At 69.9% G+C, this 16,119-nt stretch carries 15 protein-coding genes and 1 pseudogene; 5 read left to right on the top strand and 11 right to left on the bottom strand.

Going from position 1 to position 16,119, the window contains the following annotated elements; all coding sequences use genetic code 11:
* On the bottom strand, positions 1-757 hold a 757-nt coding region (locus tag VJS38_RS13940; RefSeq protein ID WP_324088753.1), incomplete at its 3' end, for an S-adenosylmethionine:tRNA ribosyltransferase-isomerase.
* 66 nt (positions 758-823) lie between these two features.
* Here VJS38_RS13940 and VJS38_RS13945 point away from each other — a divergent pair.
* Entirely contained in the window at positions 824-1,798 is a 975-nt protein-coding gene (locus tag VJS38_RS13945) for an endonuclease/exonuclease/phosphatase family protein (protein WP_324088754.1), read from the top strand.
* On the opposite strand, the gene VJS38_RS13950 is transcribed toward VJS38_RS13945, so the two are convergent.
* From VJS38_RS13950 to gyrA, 6 genes are all read right to left on the bottom strand, one after another.
* Positions 1,770-2,285 carry a hypothetical protein gene (locus VJS38_RS13950; protein WP_324088755.1) on the bottom strand — a complete coding sequence of 172 codons (516 nt, stop codon included), beginning with the start codon at positions 2,283-2,285 and terminating at the stop codon, positions 1,770-1,772. The genes VJS38_RS13945 and VJS38_RS13950 overlap by 29 nt on opposite strands.
* Before the next feature lie 91 nt (positions 2,286-2,376).
* On the bottom strand, positions 2,377-2,868 hold the full coding sequence (locus VJS38_RS13955) for a peptidylprolyl isomerase (RefSeq protein ID WP_324088756.1): 492 nt from the start codon (positions 2,866-2,868) through the stop codon (positions 2,377-2,379).
* Positions 2,868-3,725 carry a peptidylprolyl isomerase gene (locus tag VJS38_RS13960; protein ID WP_324088757.1) on the bottom strand — a complete coding sequence of 286 codons (858 nt, stop codon included), beginning with the start codon at positions 3,723-3,725 and terminating at the stop codon, positions 2,868-2,870. Before VJS38_RS13960 ends, VJS38_RS13955 begins: the two co-directional genes overlap by 1 nt.
* A gap of 70 nt (positions 3,726-3,795) precedes the next feature.
* The gene (gene coaD / locus VJS38_RS13965; protein ID WP_324088758.1) at positions 3,796-4,290 is read right to left on the bottom strand and encodes a pantetheine-phosphate adenylyltransferase; all 495 of its coding nucleotides are present in this window, start codon (positions 4,288-4,290) and stop codon (positions 3,796-3,798) included.
* A gap of 117 nt (positions 4,291-4,407) precedes the next feature.
* Positions 4,408-5,589 carry a class I SAM-dependent methyltransferase gene (locus VJS38_RS13970; protein ID WP_414692446.1) on the bottom strand — a complete coding sequence of 394 codons (1,182 nt, stop codon included), beginning with the start codon at positions 5,587-5,589 and terminating at the stop codon, positions 4,408-4,410.
* A 24-nt stretch (positions 5,590-5,613) separates the two neighbouring features.
* Positions 5,614-8,382 carry a DNA gyrase subunit A gene (gene gyrA, locus VJS38_RS13975; protein ID WP_324088760.1) on the bottom strand — a complete coding sequence of 923 codons (2,769 nt, stop codon included), beginning with the start codon at positions 8,380-8,382 and terminating at the stop codon, positions 5,614-5,616.
* Between the two features lie 121 nt (positions 8,383-8,503).
* Here gyrA and VJS38_RS13980 point away from each other — a divergent pair, with 121 nt between their 5' ends.
* Both VJS38_RS13980 and VJS38_RS13985 read left to right on the top strand, forming a co-directional pair.
* A complete protein-coding gene (locus tag VJS38_RS13980) occupies positions 8,504-9,550 on the top strand; it encodes a 2OG-Fe(II) oxygenase (RefSeq protein ID WP_324088761.1) in 1,047 nt (348 codons plus the stop codon).
* Between the two features lie 80 nt (positions 9,551-9,630).
* The gene (locus tag VJS38_RS13985) at positions 9,631-10,077 is read left to right on the top strand and encodes a DUF3617 domain-containing protein (protein WP_324088762.1); all 447 of its coding nucleotides are present in this window, start codon (positions 9,631-9,633) and stop codon (positions 10,075-10,077) included.
* A 22-nt stretch (positions 10,078-10,099) separates the two neighbouring features.
* Here VJS38_RS13985 and VJS38_RS13990 read toward each other — a convergent pair whose 3' ends face one another.
* Entirely contained in the window at positions 10,100-12,424 is a 2,325-nt protein-coding gene (locus VJS38_RS13990; protein WP_324088763.1) for a PAS domain S-box protein, read from the bottom strand.
* 294 nt (positions 12,425-12,718) lie between these two features.
* Here VJS38_RS13990 and VJS38_RS13995 point away from each other — a divergent pair, with 294 nt between their 5' ends.
* Together VJS38_RS13995 and VJS38_RS14000 are read left to right on the top strand one after the other, a co-directional pair.
* On the top strand, positions 12,719-14,140 hold the full coding sequence (locus VJS38_RS13995) for a sugar porter family MFS transporter (protein ID WP_324088764.1): 1,422 nt from the start codon (positions 12,719-12,721) through the stop codon (positions 14,138-14,140).
* Between the two features lie 21 nt (positions 14,141-14,161).
* A complete protein-coding gene (locus VJS38_RS14000) occupies positions 14,162-14,722 on the top strand; it encodes an OsmC family protein (RefSeq protein WP_324088765.1) in 561 nt (186 codons plus the stop codon).
* A 61-nt stretch (positions 14,723-14,783) separates the two neighbouring features.
* On the opposite strand, the gene VJS38_RS14005 is transcribed toward VJS38_RS14000, so the two are convergent.
* The 3 genes and pseudogenes from VJS38_RS14005 to VJS38_RS14015 all read right to left on the bottom strand — a co-directional run.
* Positions 14,784-15,281, bottom strand: a complete 498-nt coding sequence (locus VJS38_RS14005) for a single-stranded DNA-binding protein (RefSeq protein ID WP_324088766.1) — start codon at positions 15,279-15,281, stop codon at positions 14,784-14,786.
* Between the two features lie 115 nt (positions 15,282-15,396).
* The gene (locus VJS38_RS14010) at positions 15,397-15,804 is read right to left on the bottom strand and encodes a hypothetical protein (RefSeq protein ID WP_324088767.1); all 408 of its coding nucleotides are present in this window, start codon (positions 15,802-15,804) and stop codon (positions 15,397-15,399) included.
* Positions 15,805-15,844: 40 nt separating this feature from the next.
* A pseudogene (locus tag VJS38_RS14015) lies at positions 15,845-16,119 on the bottom strand (hypothetical protein); the annotation flags it as partial.

Here is a 16,119-nt window from a genome sequence, read left to right on the forward strand (position 1 = left end):
GCCGCCCGGCGGTGGCGGCGTCCACCTCGCCCCACTCGGCGTGCATCCGATGCTGGGCGAGGTCCTCGGTCTTCACCGGCAGGAAGGTGCCCGCGCCCACGTGCAGGGTCACCCGCTCGAAGCCGACGCCCATGGCCGCCAGGCGCTCGAGCAGCTCGGGCGTGAAGTGCAGGCCGGCGGTGGGGGCGGCCACCGAACCGTCTTCGGCGGCGTAGACCGTCTGGTAGTCCGCGCGGTCCTGGGCGTCTTCCGGACGCTTGGCGGCGATGTAGGGCGGCAGCGGCATCATCCCACGCTCGGCGATGGCGGCCATCAGGTCCGGACCCGAAAGGTCGAAGGCCAGGGTCACCTCCCCGCCCTCGCCCTTCGACTGCACCGTGGCGTCCAGGCCGCCCAGCAAGCAGGCGCGGTCGTCGCTTTCGCCGAAGACCAGGCGGTCGCCGGGCGCCAGCTTCTTGCCCGGTCGCATGAAGGCGGTCCAGACGTGCGCCGAGAGCCTGCGATGCAGGGTCGCCTCGACCCGGATGCGGCTCTCGGCGCGCTGGCGCATGCCCTTGAGCCGCGCGGGAATCACCCGGGTGTCGTTGAGCACCAGGACGTCGCCGGCGCGCAGCAGGCCCGGCAGGTCGCGCACCACGAGGTCCTTGAGCGGGCGGCCCGGCTCGACCAGCAGCAGGCGCGCCGCGTCCCGTGGGCTCGCCGGGCGCAAGGCGATGCGGTCGTCCGGCAGTTCGAAGTCAAAGTCGGCAAGTTTCATCGGCCCTGCGCCTGTGGCCATGCGCCAGGGGTCGCGTCAAGCGTCAGCCATGCTAGAGCGGCGCCGATGCGCCAGCTGCGACTCGTCCTCAACGTCTTCCTGTGGCCGCCGGTCTTCCTGACAGCCGCGCTGTGCGCGGTCATGGCGATCGTTTCCCAATGGGGCCGGGTCAGCCTGAAATGGGACCTCGCCGCCCAGTTCGCGCCGGTCTGGCTGGCCGGTTCGGCGGTCTGCCTGGTCGCGGCCATGGTCTATCGCGGGCGCCTCCGCTGGATCCTGGCCGTCGTCAGCCTGGTCGGCGCAGCCTCCTCCGCCTCTCTCATCGCGCCGGAGTTCCTGCGTCCCGCCGGCCCGCAAGCCCCGGCGAGCGCCCCGGAGCAGCTGAAGGTCGTGCAGTTCAACGTCTGGCACGAGAACCCCGACCCGGGGAGGATCCTCGACTGGCTCGACCGGGAGCGGCCCGACATCGCCGTGATCGAGGAGAACTCGGCGACCTTCCGCAAGGCGCTCCTCGCGCGCGACCGCGGCTGGCAGATCGCCTGCCTGGGCTGCGAGGTGATGATCCTGTCGCGCCAGCCGGCGCTGACCGCGGCCTTCGCCCGCCACGGGCCGCACGCCGCGCCGGGGCCGTTGACGCACGCCACCTTCGCCGACCGGAGGGGCCAGTTCGAGGTGGTCGGCGTGCACAACGCCTGGCCGACCGACCGCGACCAGCCCGCACAGGAAGCCCGCCTGGCGGCCTACATCGTGGGCCACCCGCACGAGCGGATGATTGCGGTCGGCGACTTCAACTCGACGCCCTGGTCGTTCCAGCGCCGCCGATGGGACAAGGCGTTCGGGATCCCCCGCCGCGAACGGGCGGTCCCCTCCTGGCCGGCGCGCAACTACAAGCGCCTGCAATGGCCGGGCATGCCGTTCCTGCCGATCGACCATGTCTACGCCGGGCCCGCCTGGGCCACGGTGAGCGTACGGCGCGGCCCCAGGCTGAGCTCGGACCACTATCCGCTGGTGGTCACGCTGGCGCCTGTCGCGCCGCGCTGAGTGCGGTCTCAAGCTTCTGCCGGCGCGCGGCATGGTCCGTCTCCAGCGCCTCGGCGCGACGCTCCAGCGCCGCGCGCTCCTTGGCGAGCCCCGCCACCGCCCGTGCGTGATCGGCGTCGAGATCGGCGAGCCGGGCCTCCAGCTCGGCGATCCGCTTCAGCGTGGCCCTGGAGGGGCCCTTGGGCTTCTCGGGCTCGGGCGGCGCCGGCGTCACCGGCCTGGCGGTCTTCGCCGGTTTGGCGGGTCTCTTGACCGACTTCAATTCGGCGAGCGTCTCCCGGCTTCCTGCCGGCCGCCTCAGCACCTCGCCCGGCCGGGCGATCGCCTCGGCCGCCAGCTGGGGATCGTCGGTCTCCCGCGCCAGGCCCTCCTTGAAGAGGTCCTGGCGCACGCCCCAGGCGGCGAGCGCCTTGACCTTCGAGCTAGTCGCCACGGCGAAGTCGGTCAGCCCATCCGAGGTGACGAAGACCTTCAGCCGCGGGGCCATATCGCGAAGCTCCAGTGCATGTGACTGGAGAACGCCTGCAGGCAAGCAGATGCTCCCCCGTTGGGGGACTCCTGCGGGGGAGCATCTATGCTTACGGCAGCAGGTCGGCCGCGTTGTCGACGTCGGCGGCGACGCGCGCGTTGACGATCTTGCCGGGATTGCGCGGCGGCTCGCCCTTCGGCAGGGCGTCGACGTGCTCCATGCCCGAGACCACCTCGCCCCACACCGTGTACTGGCGGTCGAGGAAGGTCGCGTCGTCGAAGCAGATGAAGAACTGGCTGTTGGCCGAGTTCGGGTTCGGCGTGCGGGCCATCGAGCAGACGCCGCGGACGTGGCTGACGTCGTTGAACTCGGCGTTCAGGTTCGGCTTGTTCGAGCCGCCCGCGCCGGTGCCGTTCGGGTCGCCGCCCTGGGCCATGAAGCCCGGGATCACGCGGTGGAAGACGATGCCGTCATAGAAGCCTTCGCGCGCCAGCTCCTTGATCCGCGCCACGTGGTTCGGCGCCACGTCGGGACGCAGCTTGATCACCACCGGCCCGCCCTCGAGCGTCAGGATCAGGAAGTTCTCGGGATCTTGGGCCATCATTTCACCTCTGAGGGAATTTTCACGTCGCAGGCCGAAAAGGCGGCCCCTTCCTGCGCCCGCACGCGGGCGATCTCAGCCTTGAACCACGGGCCGTTCGGGTCGATCACGCGGACCTGCGGACGGTCCGCAGGCGGCAAATCGGCGAGCAGGCGCACGCGTTCCATGCGGTCCTGGGGATCGGCGACCGGCTCGCCGGTCTTGATCGCCAGGACCACGTCCTGGCCGGCGATCACACGGCCGAAGGCGGTGTACTGCTTCTCGAGCTTCGGATAGACCGCGCGCATCAGGAAGAACTGGCTGTTGGCCGAGTTCGGATCGCCCGAGCGGGCCGCGCCGGCGACGCCCGGGCAATAGAGCGCCCAGGCCTGGACCATGCCGTCGCGCATCATCGGCGCCAGCATCATGCTCTGGCTCATCACCGGCAGCGACTTGATGAAGCCGATCTCGGCCACCGACTGGTCGTAGGCCGGGACGAAGGGCGTCGAAGGACCGCGGCGGAAGGTGAACTCGGCGGGCAGGTCGGGCAGCTTCGAGCCGCCCATGCCGTTGTTCTGCGGATCCCCGGTCTGATCCATGAAGTCTTCGATGACCCGGAAGAAGGTCTGGCCGTCGTAGAAGTGCTCGTGCGCCAGCTCGCGGGCGCGGGCGGCGAACTGCGGAGCGACCTCGGGGACCAGTTCGACGAGAATCCGGCCACGGTTGGTGTCGATGACCAGGACGTCGTTCGGATCGGGCGTGCGCCAATCGCCGGGCCCCGGAGGGGCGGCTACGGACGGCGGCGGGGGAGCCGGTTTGGCGGCGGACACGGAGAAGGCGGCGAGCGTCAGGGCGCCCGCCAGCAGGACGGATCTCATGGGGGGTACTCAGTAGCGGCGCAGGCGGCCGCGGGCCAGCCCGCGGCCAACAAAAAAGCTCAGCCTGGAGCTACGCCCGGCCGACCCTCTCCAGGAGGCGTTTCGCCACGCTGGGGCTGACGAACTTGCTCACGTCCCCACCGAGTTCGGCGATCTCCTTGACCAGCTTCGAGGCGATCGCCTGGTGACGCGGATCGGCCATGAAGAACACCGTCTCGATCTCGCGGTCGAGTTGCTGGTTCATCGCCGTCATCTGGAACTCGAACTCGAAGTCGGCGACGGCGCGCAGGCCACGCACGATGACGCTGGCCCCCACCTGGCGGGCGAAGTGCATGGTCAGTCCCTGGAAAGGCTGGACCACGACCTCGGTGACCGCGCGCAGCGGGGCGACGGCCTCCTCGACGATGGCCACGCGCTCATCGAGGGAGAACAGCGGCCCCTTGCCGGCGTTGATCGCCACCCCCAGCACCAGCCGGTCCACCAGCTTGGCGGCGCGGCCGATGATGTCGGTGTGCCCGTTGTGGATCGGATCGAACGTCCCCGGATAAAGACCGACACGCTTCATGCGACGGCTCCCCCAACTCACATCTGCGCGGCTTTCGCCGGGGCGGGACGATCTGGCAAGACTAAACTTGCAGCAGGCGAACAGATAACCGTCACCTGCGGATTTCGTGCGCGCGGGTCAGGAGCCGGCGAGGTAGTCGCGGGTGATCGGCAGGGTGTCCAGCCGCCGGGTCAGCTGGAACTGCATGATCATGTGCGTACCGTGCTGGAAGCCCAGCTCGACGCCGGCGAGGTAGAACTCCCACATCCGCCGGAAGCGGCCGTCATAAAGCCTGGGAATTTCCGGGTCGGCCAGGAACCGCTCGCGCCAGACCTGCGCGGTCTTGGCGTAGTGCACGCGCAGGATCTCCACGTCGGTGATCCACAGGCCGGCGTCCTCGACCGCCGTGACGACTTCGGACATGGCCGGGATGTAGCCGCCGGGGAAGATGTACTTCTGGGTGAAGGCGTTGGTGACGGACGGCGGCGTCATGCGGCCGATGGAGTGGATCACCGCCACCCCGTCCTCCGCCAGCTGCCGCTTCACGGTCTCGAAGTACTTGCGCAGGTTCGGCGCGCCGACGTGCTCCAGCATGCCGACCGAGATGATCCGGTCGAAGGGCCCTTCGACGTCGCGATAGTCCTTGAGCTCGAAGCGCACCTTGCCGGCGAGCCCCGCAGCCGCGACCCGCTCGCGGGCGAGGCCGAGCTGTTCGGTGGAGAGGGTGACGCCCAGGACGTCGGCGCCGTAGTCGCGGGCCAGCGTCATCGACAGGCCGCCCCAGCCGGAGCCGATGTCGAGCACCTTGTGGCCGGGCTCCAGGCGCAGCTTGGCCGCCAGGTGGCGCTTCTTGGCGACCTGCGCCTCCTCGAGGGTCATGTCGTCCCGGGCGAAGTAGGCGCAGGAATACTGCATGTCTTCGTCCAGCCAGCGCCGGTAGAAGTCGTTCGACAGGTCGTAGTGGTGGGCGACGTTGCGCCGCGCGGCGACCCGGTCGTTGGCCTGCTGCAGCCGACGCTTGACCGCCTTGCGGGTCCGCTTGGCCCAGGAGCCGCGGCCCTTGGGCCCGCGGGCGCCGCTTCGTCCCACGATCTCCAGCAGGTCGTGAATGCCGCCCTGATCGAGGACCATGTCCTCGTCCATATAGGCCTCCGCCAGGCCCAGGCTGGGATTGGCGACGATGCGCCGAAGGCCGGCCTTGGTCAGGCGGATCGCCACGGGCGGGCCGCTGCCGTCGCCGGCCCGCACCTCGCGCCCGCCCGGCAGCCGCACGGTGAGGTCGCCGACCTTCACCATGCGCGCCAGGAGGCCGCCGATCATCCCGCCGCCGTCCGCCATGACGGCTCAGCTTTCCGGGGTCTCGCCGGCCTCGGCCGCCGCATCGGCCCCGCCGTCGTCCTCGCCCTGGTCGGCCAGGCGCTCGACCGAGACCACGTGCTCGTCGGCGCCGGTGCGGAAGATGATCACGCCCGAGGTGTTGCGCCCCACCATGCGGACCTGGCTCACCGGCGTGCGGATCAGCTGGCCCTGGTCGGTGACCAGCAGGATCTCATCGCCCTCCTCGATCGGGAACGAGGCCGCGAGCCGCCCGCCCCGCTTGGTCAGGTCCTGGGCCAGCAGCCCCTGCCCGCCCCGGCCGGTGCGGCGGAACTCATAGGCCGAGGTGCGCTTGCCGTAGCCCTCGGTCGAGACGGTGAGGATGACCTCTTCCGCCGCGCCGAGCTGGACAAAACGTTCGAACGAGAGCGCCGCGTCGCCGGCCACTTCCTCCTCGTCGTCGGCGCTCGCGGCCTCCTCGACGTCCTCGCCCTCACCGCTCGCGGCCCGGCGGTTGGCGTTGGCCTGTTTCACATAGGCCGCGCGCTCGTCGGCGGTGGCCTCGACCGAGCGCAGGATCGCCATGGAGATGACGCTGTCGCCGCCGCCCAGGCGGATGCCGCGCACGCCGGTGGAGTCGCGGCCGGCGAACACCCGCACCTCGTCCACCGCAAAGCGGATGCAGCGCCCGAGCGCGGTGGTCAGCAGGATGTCGTTGTGCTCGGCGTTGCAGACGCCCACGCCGACGATCGAGTCGCCTTCGTCGAGCTTCATGGCGATCTTGCCGTTGCGCTTGATGCCGATGAAGTCGCTGAGCTTGTTGCGGCGGACGTTGCCCGAACGGGTGGCGAACATCACGTCGTACTGGTCCCAGGCGCTCTCGTCCTCCGGCAGAGGCAGGATCGAGGTGATGCTTTCGCCCGGCTCGATCGGCAGAAGGTTGACGAAGGCCTTGCCGCGTGAGGACGGCGTGCCCACCGGCAGCCGCCAGACCTTCAGCTGGTAGGCCTTGCCGCCGGACGAGAAGAACAGCATCGGCGTGTGGGTGTTGGCCGAGAACACCCGCGTCACGGCGTCCTCTTCCTTGGTCTGCATCCCCGAACGGCCCTTGCCGCCGCGATGCTGGGTCCGGTAGAGCGCCAGCGGAGTGCGCTTGACATAGCCGCCGTGGGTGACGGTGATCACCATCTCCTCGCGCGGGATCAGGTCCTCGTCCTCGACGTCGGCGTCGCCCTCGACGATCTCGGTGCGGCGCGGCACGGCGAAGTTGGCCTTCACCTCGGCCAGCTCGTCGCGGACGATGCCCATGATCCGCTCGCGCGAGCCCAGGATCTCCAGGAAGCCGCGGATCGCCTCGGCGAGGCTGCGGGCCTCGCCGAAGATCTCGTCGCGGCCAAGGCCGGTCAGGCGCGAGAGCGTCAGCGCCAGGATGGCGCGGGCCTGCTCGTCGGTCAGCCGGATCGACGAGCCGCCGATCACCACCGTCCGCGGGTCGGCGATGAGATCGACCAGCGGCAGCATGTCGCCGGCCGGCCAGTCGCGCGCGACCAGGCGCTCACGCGCCTCGGTCGGGTCCTTCGACGAGCGGATGATCTGGATGAAGTCGTCGATGTTGGCGACGGCGATCGCCAGGCCCACCAAGACGTGGCCGCGGTCGCGGGCCTTGGAAAGCTCGAACTTGGTGCGCCGGACCACCACCTCTTCGCGGAAATCCACGAAGGCGGCGACCATCTCGCGCAGGCCCATCTGCTGCGGCCGGCCGCGGTTCAGCGCCAGCATGTTGACGCCGAACGAGGTCTGCAGCGGGGTGTAGCGGTAGAGCTGATTGAGCAGCACCTCGGCGCTGGCGTCGCGCTTCAGCTCGACGACGATGCGCATGCCCTGGCGGTCGCTCTCGTCGCGCAGGTCGCCGACGCCCTCGATCCGCTTCTCGCGCACCAGTTCGGCGATGCGCTCGACCAGGGCCGCCTTGTTCACCTGGTAGGGGATGGCGGTGATCACCACCGCCTCGCGGTCCTTGCGGATCTCCTCGACGCTCGCCTTGCCGCGCATGACCACCGAGCCGCGGCCGGTCATCAGCGCGTTGCGCGCGCCGGAGCGGCCGATGATCTCGCCGCCGGTCGGGAAGTCCGGCCCAGGGACGATGTCCAGCAGGTCCTCGAGACTGACGTCGGGATTGTCGACATAGGCGAGGCACGCGTCGACCACCTCGCCCAGGTTGTGCGGCGGGATGTTGGTGGCCATGCCGACGGCGATGCCGCCGGCGCCGTTGACCAGCAGGTTCGGGATGCGCGACGGCAGCACCACCGGCTCCTGCTCGGAGCCGTCGTAGTTGTCCTTGAAGTCGACCGTATCCTTGTCGAGGTCCGCCAGGATCGACATGGCGGCCTTGGTCATGCGGCTTTCGGTGTAGCGCATGGCCGCCGGCGGGTCGTTGTCCACCGAGCCGAAGTTGCCCTGGCCGTCGATCAACAGGAGGCCCATCGAGAAGGGCTGCGCCATCCGCACCAAGGTGTCGTAGATCGCGACGTCGCCGTGCGGGTGGTATTTACCCATCACGTCGCCGACCACGCGGGCGGACTTCACATAGCTGCGATCGGGCGTGTGACCCTGCTCGTTCATCGAGAACAGGATGCGCCGGTGCACGGGCTTCAGGCCGTCGCGAACGTCCGGCAAAGCCCGGCTGACGATCACGCTCATGGCGTAGTCGAGGTAGGAGCGCTTCAGCTCGTCCTCGATGGCGATAGGGGCGATGCCCCCGCGCCCCTGGTCGGGTGGGGTGGTCGTGTCGGTCAATGTAGGGATTTGCCGTAAGAATCGGACTGATTATGTAGGATCGTTGTTAGCATTTCGAAGGCGGACCTCACAACTCTCGCGCGGGCGCGCGCGAGGCGGATGGCCGCAAGGGTCCCCATAGATGCCGCTCAAGCCCGGCGAGCCCGCCCCCTGGTTCCGCGGCTCGACCCCGTCCTACCCGCAGTTCACCTTCGACAGCGTCGCCGGGCGCTACATCCTGCTGGCCTTCCTGCCGCGCGACGATGCGCCGCGGCTCGTGGTCCTCAAGGCGCTCGCCGAACACCGGCCGATGTTCGACGACGCGCGGCTCTCGTGTTTCGCCGTCGTCCGCGACCCGCAGACCGCCGCCGGCGCGCAGGACATGACCGGCCTGCGCTGGGTGCTCGACCTGGACGGCGCGGTGAGCGTCCAGTTCGCGGATCAGAGCTGCGAGCCGCCGGCCTTCATGGTGCTGGACCCGACGCTGCGGCTGCTACGCAGCTTCGAGCTCGACGAGATCGCAGCCCTGTTCGGCTACCTCGCCGCCCTGCCCCCGCCGGCCGAGCACGGCGGGGCGCCGGGGCGCGCTCCGGTGCTGATCGCGCCCCGGATCTTCGAGCCCGAGCTCTGCGAACGGCTGATCGCGCTGCACGCCGAAACCGCCGGCCAGTTCACCGGGGTAATGCGCGACCGGGGCGAGCGCACCCACTATGTGATGGACGAGCTGAAGAGCCGGCGCGACGTGCTGGTCGCCGACCCCGCCCTGCAGGCCGAGATCCGCGAGCGGCTGGAGGGCCGGCTGTTCCCCCTGATGGAACGCGCCTTCTGCTTTCGGCCGACCCGCATCGAGCGCTACCTGGTGAGCTGCTACGACGTCGCCGACGGCGGGGTGTTCCACGCCCACCGCGACAACACCACCTTCGGCACCGCGCACCGGAAATTCGCCGGCTCGATCAACCTCAACGCCGACTTCGCGGGCGGCGACCTGCGGTTCGCCGAGTTCGGCCGCGACCTGCACCGTCCGCCGGTGGGCGGCGCCTGCGTCTTCGCCTGCGGCCTCCTGCACGAGGCGACCAAGGTCACCGCCGGACGCCGTTACGCCTTCCTGCCCTTTTTCTACGACGAGGCGGGCGCAGCGGCGCTGGCCGCCTATCAGGCGCGCGTCGCGGCTTCTTCGCCGGACGCATGAACAAAGGGTCGAGGCGCCGTTGAGCCGTCGTTCAGACGGGCCGCGGCAATGTCCTCCCCCAGGACCGAGTACGAGACGAGATGAAAGCCATCCTTCCCTTCCTGGTCGCGGCGGCGGCTAGCGCCGGACCCGCCGCCGCCCAGCCCGGCCGCGCCGACGTCATCCAGCCCGGCTATTGGGAATCCACCAACCGCCTGCTGTCGCCGATCCGCACCAGCAAGGTGGAGCGCCGCTGCATCACGCCTGCCGACGTCGAGAAGTTCCTCGCCGGGCCGAGCAACCATCACTACGACTGCACCTACCCCTCGAAGCTGATCGAGAACGGGGTGATCCGGATGTCCGGGACCTGCGTGAAGCGCAAGGGCGGCGGCAAGGTCAAGGTCGAGGGCGAAGGCGTCTACACCCAGACCAGCTTCAAGATCACCGCCACCATCGCCACCGAGATCGCCGGCATCCCGCTCAGCGGCCGCGCCTCGACCGAGGCCCGCCGCATCGGCGACAGCTGCCCGGCGACGCCGGAAAGCTGAGCTTCGTGGTCGTCCCACCCCATTAATGGGAGGGAATAGGTTCCGGCGGCTGGTCCAGCACCACCCCCAGGGCGCGGCTGAGGTCGGCGAGCTGATAGGGTTTGGGCAGGATGACGAACTCCTGGGCCGCCTTTTCGGCGTTGTGGCTGTAGCCGCTGGTCAGCAGGATCGGCACGTCCGGCCATTCGGCCCGTACGCGTCTGGCCAGCGCCAGCCCGTCCATTTCCCCGGCCATGACGATGTCGCTGAAGATCACGTCCGGCCGCTCCCCCTCCAGGAGGACGCGCAGCGCCGCGTCGGCGCTGGCGACCACGCGGGGGCGGCTGCCGAGCTGCTCCAGCAGCCCCGCGGCGACCTCGGCCACCTCCGGATTGTCTTCCACCACCAGCACCCGCACGCCGCGGGGCGCCTCGGCCTCGGGTGGCGGGCTGACCGTCCCCAAGGGCTTGGTGGAGCGCGGCAGGTAGAGGGTGAAGCTGGCGCCGGCGCCCAGTTCGCTGGTCACCGTGGCGCGGCCGCCGGACTGCTCGACGAAGCCGTAGACCTGCGAGAGGCCAAGCCCTGTGCCGCGATTCACCTCCTTGGTGGTGAAGAACGGCTCGAACACCCGCGCCAGGATGTCCGGGGGAATGCCGACGCCGGTGTCCCGCACCGTCACGGCGACATGGTCGCCCGCGATCTCCCGGTCGATCTCGCCGCGCTTCAGCCGGACGTTCTGCGCCAGGACGGTCAGCGAGCCGCCGTTCGGCATGGCGTCGCGGGCGTTCACCGCCAGGTTCAGGAGCGCCAGCTCCAGCTCGCCCGCGTCGGCCTCCACCGGCCAGATCCCTTCAGGGATGTCGATCCGCAACGCGACGCCCCGGCCGACGCTGGCGCCCAGAAGCTGGGACAGGTCTTCGGCGCGCGCGTGCAGGGAAAGCACGATCGGGTTCAGCCGCTGGCGCCGGGCGAAGGCCAGGAGCTGGCGCGTCAGGTCCTGGCCGCGGCGGCTCGCGATCTCGATGGCGTCGAGCGCCTTGGCCGCGCGCGGATCGTCGCCCAGCCGCCGGCGCAACAGCTGCGTCTGGCCGACCACCACCATCAAGAGGTTGTTGAAGTCGTGGGCGACGCCGCCGGTCAGCTGGCCGATCGCCTCCATCTTCTGGGCCTGGGCGAGGCGTTCGTGGGCGGCGTGAAGCTCGATCTGGGCGTTGCGCCGTTCGGTGATGTCGCGGGTGATCTTGGCGAAGCCGACCAGCTCGCCGTGCTCGTCGCGGATCGTGTCCAGAACGACGTTGGCCCAGAACAGGCTGCCGTCCTTGCGCACCCGCCAGGCCTCCGCCTCGTAGCGGCCCTGGTCGATGGCGGTCAGCAGCGCGCGCGCCGGCTCGCCCGCGGCGCGGTCGGCTTCGGTGTAGAAGATGCTGATGTGCCGGCCGATGATCTCGTCGGCCTGGTAGCCCTTGATGTTCTCGGCGCCGGCGTTCCAGTTGGTGATCACCCCGTTGGGGTCCAGCATGATCAGGGCGTAGTCGACGACCCCCGCCACCAGCATGCGGAACTGCCGCTCGCTCTGCGCCAGCGCCTCCTGGGCCGCCTGCCGCTCGGAGATGTCGCGCGTGATCTTGGTGAAGCCGATGTGGCGGCCCTGGTCGTCGTGGATCGCGTCGACCACGACCGAGGCCCAGAACCGGCTGCCGTCCTTGCGGACCCGCCACCCCTCCGTCTCCCAGCGCCCCTCGGCCAGCGCCCGCTCGAGCACCAGGGCCGGGACGCCGGCGCGCCGGTCCTCGGCGGTGTAGAAGGTGCTGAAGTGCCGGCCGATGATCTCCTCGGCCTTGTAGCCCTTGGCCCGCTCCGCCCCGCGGTTCCAGTTCACCACGACGCCGTTCGGGTCGAGCATGTAGATCGCGTAGTCGACGACGCCTTCGACCAGGTAGCGGAACCGCCGCTCGCTCTCGATCAGCGCCTGCTGGGCGGCGCGCGGCTGGGTCATGTCGCGGGTGATCTTGGCGAAGCCCACCACCGCGCCGCTGTCGTCGCGGATCGCGTGGAGGGAGGCCTGCGCCCAGAACCGCTCGCCGTTCTTGCGCAGCCGCCAGCCCTCGCTCTGAACGCGGCCTTCCGCCCGGGCCCGCACCAGGATCGCCTCGGGAACGCGGGCCTGCTGGTCCTCCGGCGTGAAGAAGCGGCGGAAGGACTGGCCCTCCACCTCCTCGCGCCGCCACCCATTGATGCGGGCGGCGGCCGGGCTCCAGCTCATCACCCGGCCCTCACCGTCGAGCATGTAGATCGCGGCGTCGTCGATCGCCTCGACGAACTGCTGAAAGGTCGGGCTCGGGCTTTCGCTCCTTTTCCGAGAATTCAACCGCGCATCTCCCGGCGGGCTGCAGCGACTTGCAACCTGTCCGCCATGACTTCTGGCCCCCAACGGCTCGACATCCGTGACGTTCCTGCGATTCAGCCGGAACGGCCGAGCTTCGCCCGCGTTCCCCGCCCCCGAACATTCGGACTCTAACGGTTCCAACATTGGAAAGCTGCAGGCGTCGTCAAGGCTGCAGAGCGCGGAACGGGCCGCGTTAGGGGTGCGAAGATTGTCCACAACGCCTTCGGGGCCTAACGTCCGCGTCGGCGCTCACGGCAAAACACCGCGGGGAGGATGATGCGGGATTCCACCAGCGGCGCGCTCGAGCGCGTCAACATGGCCTTCATCGCCGCGATCGTGGCCGTCGCCACCATCGGCGGCTTCATGTTCGGCTACGACTCCGGAGTGATCAACGGCGCCCAGAAGGGGCTGGAGTCGGCCTTCAACCTCGGGCGGCTGGGCATCGGGGTGAACGTCGGCGCCATCCTCGTCGGCTCCTCGATCGGCGCCTTCGTCGCCGGACGGCTCTCCGACCTCGTCGGCCGCCGCGGGGTGATGATGCTGGCCGCGGCGCTGTTCCTCGTCAGCGCGCTCGCCGCCGGCGCCGCCCCGGTCTCGTCGATCTTCATCCTGGCGCGGATTCTCGGCGGCCTGGGCGTGGGCGCGGCCAGCGTGATCTCGCCGGTCTATGTCTCGGAGGTCACGCCGGCGGCCATCCGCGGCCGGCTCTCCAGCGTGCAGCAGGTGATGATCATCACCGGCCTGACGGGCGCCTTCCTGGCCAACTACCTGCTCGCCCATTTCGCCGGCGGCTCGACCGCCATCCTGTGGATGGGCGAGCCCGCCTGGCGCTGGATGTTCTGGCTGCAGGCGATGCCGGCGTCGGTCTACTTCGCAGCCCTGCTGGTGATCCCGGAATCGCCGCGCTTCCTGGTGATCAAGCGACGCGACGACGAGGCGCGGAACGTGCTGTCGCGCCTGTTCGGCGAGGCCGCGGCCGAGCGCAAGATCGGCGAGATCCGCGCGAGCCTGGCGTCCGACCAGCACAGGCCGAAGCTTTCCGACCTCGTCGACAAGACCACCGGCAAGATCCGCCCGATCCTGTGGACCGGCGTCGGCCTGGCGGTCTTCCAGCAGTTGGTCGGCATCAATGTCGTCTTCTACTACGGCGCGTCGCTCTGGGAGGCGGTTGGCTTCGCCGAGAACGACGCCCTGCAGATCAACATCCTCTCGGGCGTGCTCTCGATCGGCGCCTGCCTTTTCACCATCGCCACTGTCGACCGGATCGGCCGCAAGCCGCTGTTGCTGATCGGCTCGGCCGGCATGACGCTGACGCTGGCGACAGTCGCCTGGGCCTTCTCGACGGCGGTCACGGCGGCGAACGGCGCGGTGACGCTGCCGGGCTCCAACGGCTTGGTCGCCCTGGCGGCCGCCAATCTCTACACGGTCTTCTTCAACGGCAGCTGGGGCCCGGTGATGTGGGTCATGCTGGGCGAGATGTTCCCCAACCAGATCCGCGGCTCGGGCCTGGCGGTCTCCGGCTTCGCCCAGTGGATCGCCAACGCCGCCGTCTCGGTCAGTTTCCCGACGCTCGCGCTGACCCCGGGACTGGCGCCCACCTACCTCGGCTATGCGGCCTTCGCCGCCATCTCCTTCGTCTTCGTCCAGCGCATGGTCCACGAGACCCGCGGCCGCGAGTTGGAGGACATGCGGGGCTGAGACCTCGTCGGGGCGGTCCAGATGGGGCTGGCGCGCCGGCGCGGCCGGGCCGAGATTGTGGCCGCGACGCAGCACCAGGAGGCGACGATGGTCAGCGCGGACGAGACGATGGCGGAGGGGATCGAGGTCCACGAGACCGGCCGCGGCAAGTACCAGGTCGAGGTCAGCGCGGCGGGGACGCGCTTCCTGGTCGACGAGCCCGTGTCCGTCGGCGGCCTGGGCTCGGGTCCCGGGCCCTACGACCTGCTGGCCTCGGCGCTGGGCGCCTGCACGGCGATGACGGTGCGCCTCTACGCCGAGCGCAAGGCCTGGCCGCTGAAGTCGGTGACGGTCCGCGTCCTGCACCGGCGCGACGGCCTGGAGACCAGGGACCGATTCGCCCGCGAGATCGTGCTGGCCGGCGACCTCTCACGCGAGCAGCGCCAGCGGTTGCTGGAGATCGCCAACCGCTGCCCGGTGCACGAGACGCTCGAGAAGGGCTCGGACGTGATCACCGTGCTGGCGCAGGCGCCCCTCGCCGGCGGCCTGGACCCCGCGCCGGTCACCCACGCCGCCGACATGATGGAGGCCTGCCAGGACTGAGTCAGCCAGGCCGGCTCCTGGCGGAGCCGGCCGTCGATCCGGGTTCAGGCCCGGACGGGGTTCAGAACGGGATCTCGTCGTCCAGGTCGGCCGAGAAGTCCTCGCGCGGCCCCGAGCTCTGCTGGCGCGGGCCGGAGGAGAAGCCGCCGCCCCCGCCGTAGTCGCCGCCATAGCCGCCCTCGTCACGGCTCATGCCGCCGCCTTCGCCCTTGCCGTCGAGCATGGTCAGCTCGCCGCGGAATTTCTGCAGCACGACCTCGGTGGAGAACTTCTCCTGGCCCGACTGGTCGTTCCACTTGCGGGTCTGGAGCGCGCCTTCGACATAGACCTTGGAGCCCTTGCGCAGGTAGTTCTCGGCCACCTTGACCAGGTTGTCGTTGAAGATGACGACCCGGTGCCACTCGGTCTTCTCCTTGCGCTCGCCGGTGCCGCGATCGCGCCAGGTCTCGGAGGTGGCGAGGCGCAGGTTGGCCACGCGGTCGCCGGAGTTGAGGGTGCGGATCTCCGGATCGGCGCCCAGATTGCCGACCAGAATGACCTTGTTGACGCTGCCCGCCATGTCGATGTCCTAGCTTTCCGTAGTTGCGGGCGCACGTGGCCCAGGGGCGCAGGCTAACGGGTCGTTAAGACTTCGGCAAGCCAATGTTCTTGCTACGTTCCGGGCCGTCCACAGCCTATTGCTGCGGCGGCTGGGGCATGGCGCCGGGGATCGCCAGCCGGCCGTCGCCGGTGCGCACCAGCGCCGGATAACGCGGACCGTCCAGCGTCGTGCCGCTGAAGATCCCGGTCTTTTGCACGAAGATGAAGTTGGCCTGGTAGGCGCCGAGGATCTCGTCGGCCGAGCCGCCCATTCGCAGGAACTTGATGCGCATCGCCTCGAGGTTGGCGGCGCAGGTCTCGAGGTTCGGGGTGTTGACCAGCTTGTGGTACACCAGCTCGCCGTTCGGCTTGAACGTCACGTTGTAGCAGACGCCCTTGTCGCCGGGCGGCTCGATCCGCTTGCTGCAGGCGTCCAGCGCCAGGACGGAGGCTGCGGCGGCGACGACAGCGAGGACGGCGCGGAACGGAACGGTCGAGAGCATGGCCCGACCCTACACGCGCGAATCGGCGCGCGCGAGGGCGTCAGCCGGCGGCCGGAATGCTGCAGCCGGCCCCCTGCTCCACGAGGGTCCGGAAGCTGTGGTTGTCACTGGAGATCTCGACCTTGCCGGGCGCCAGCCGCAGGGTCTGCTGGCCCCAGCGGCCGTAGCTCGCCCCGCCGGCGACCTCGCAGCGGCCGGCGAACAGGGCCTGGACGCACCCGTTCAGCGTGGTCGTGCCAGGCAGCTTCTTCCAATGGTTGTCGGCATAGCGCCAGCATTCGCCGACAGCCGGCGCCGGGGCGGCGGTCGCGGCGG

The sequence above is a fragment of the Phenylobacterium sp. genome (assembly GCF_035276905.1).
GTDB lineage: Bacteria > Pseudomonadota > Alphaproteobacteria > Caulobacterales > Caulobacteraceae > Phenylobacterium.

Bases quoted from the DNA above. Each gene is read 5' to 3' on its own strand.
- VJS38_RS13945 (WP_324088754.1), top strand. From the start codon at position 824: ATGCGCCAGCTGCGACTCGTCCTCAACGTCTTCCTGTGGCCGCCGGTC.
- VJS38_RS13950 (WP_324088755.1), bottom strand. From the start codon at position 2,285: ATGGCCCCGCGGCTGAAGGTCTTCGTCACCTCGGATGGGCTGACCGAC.
- VJS38_RS13955 (WP_324088756.1), bottom strand. From the start codon at position 2,868: ATGGCCCAAGATCCCGAGAACTTCCTGATCCTGACGCTCGAGGGCGGG.
- VJS38_RS13960 (WP_324088757.1), bottom strand. From the start codon at position 3,725: ATGAGATCCGTCCTGCTGGCGGGCGCCCTGACGCTCGCCGCCTTCTCC.
- coaD (WP_324088758.1), bottom strand. From the start codon at position 4,290: ATGAAGCGTGTCGGTCTTTATCCGGGGACGTTCGATCCGATCCACAAC.
- VJS38_RS13970 (WP_414692446.1), bottom strand. From the start codon at position 5,589: ATGATCGGCGGCCTCCTGGCGCGCATGGTGAAGGTCGGCGACCTCACC.
- VJS38_RS13980 (WP_324088761.1), top strand. From the start codon at position 8,504: ATGCCGCTCAAGCCCGGCGAGCCCGCCCCCTGGTTCCGCGGCTCGACC.
- VJS38_RS13985 (WP_324088762.1), top strand. From the start codon at position 9,631: ATGAAAGCCATCCTTCCCTTCCTGGTCGCGGCGGCGGCTAGCGCCGGA.
- VJS38_RS13995 (WP_324088764.1), top strand. From the start codon at position 12,719: ATGCGGGATTCCACCAGCGGCGCGCTCGAGCGCGTCAACATGGCCTTC.
- VJS38_RS14000 (WP_324088765.1), top strand. From the start codon at position 14,162: ATGGGGCTGGCGCGCCGGCGCGGCCGGGCCGAGATTGTGGCCGCGACG.
- VJS38_RS14005 (WP_324088766.1), bottom strand. From the start codon at position 15,281: ATGGCGGGCAGCGTCAACAAGGTCATTCTGGTCGGCAATCTGGGCGCC.
- VJS38_RS14010 (WP_324088767.1), bottom strand. From the start codon at position 15,804: ATGCTCTCGACCGTTCCGTTCCGCGCCGTCCTCGCTGTCGTCGCCGCC.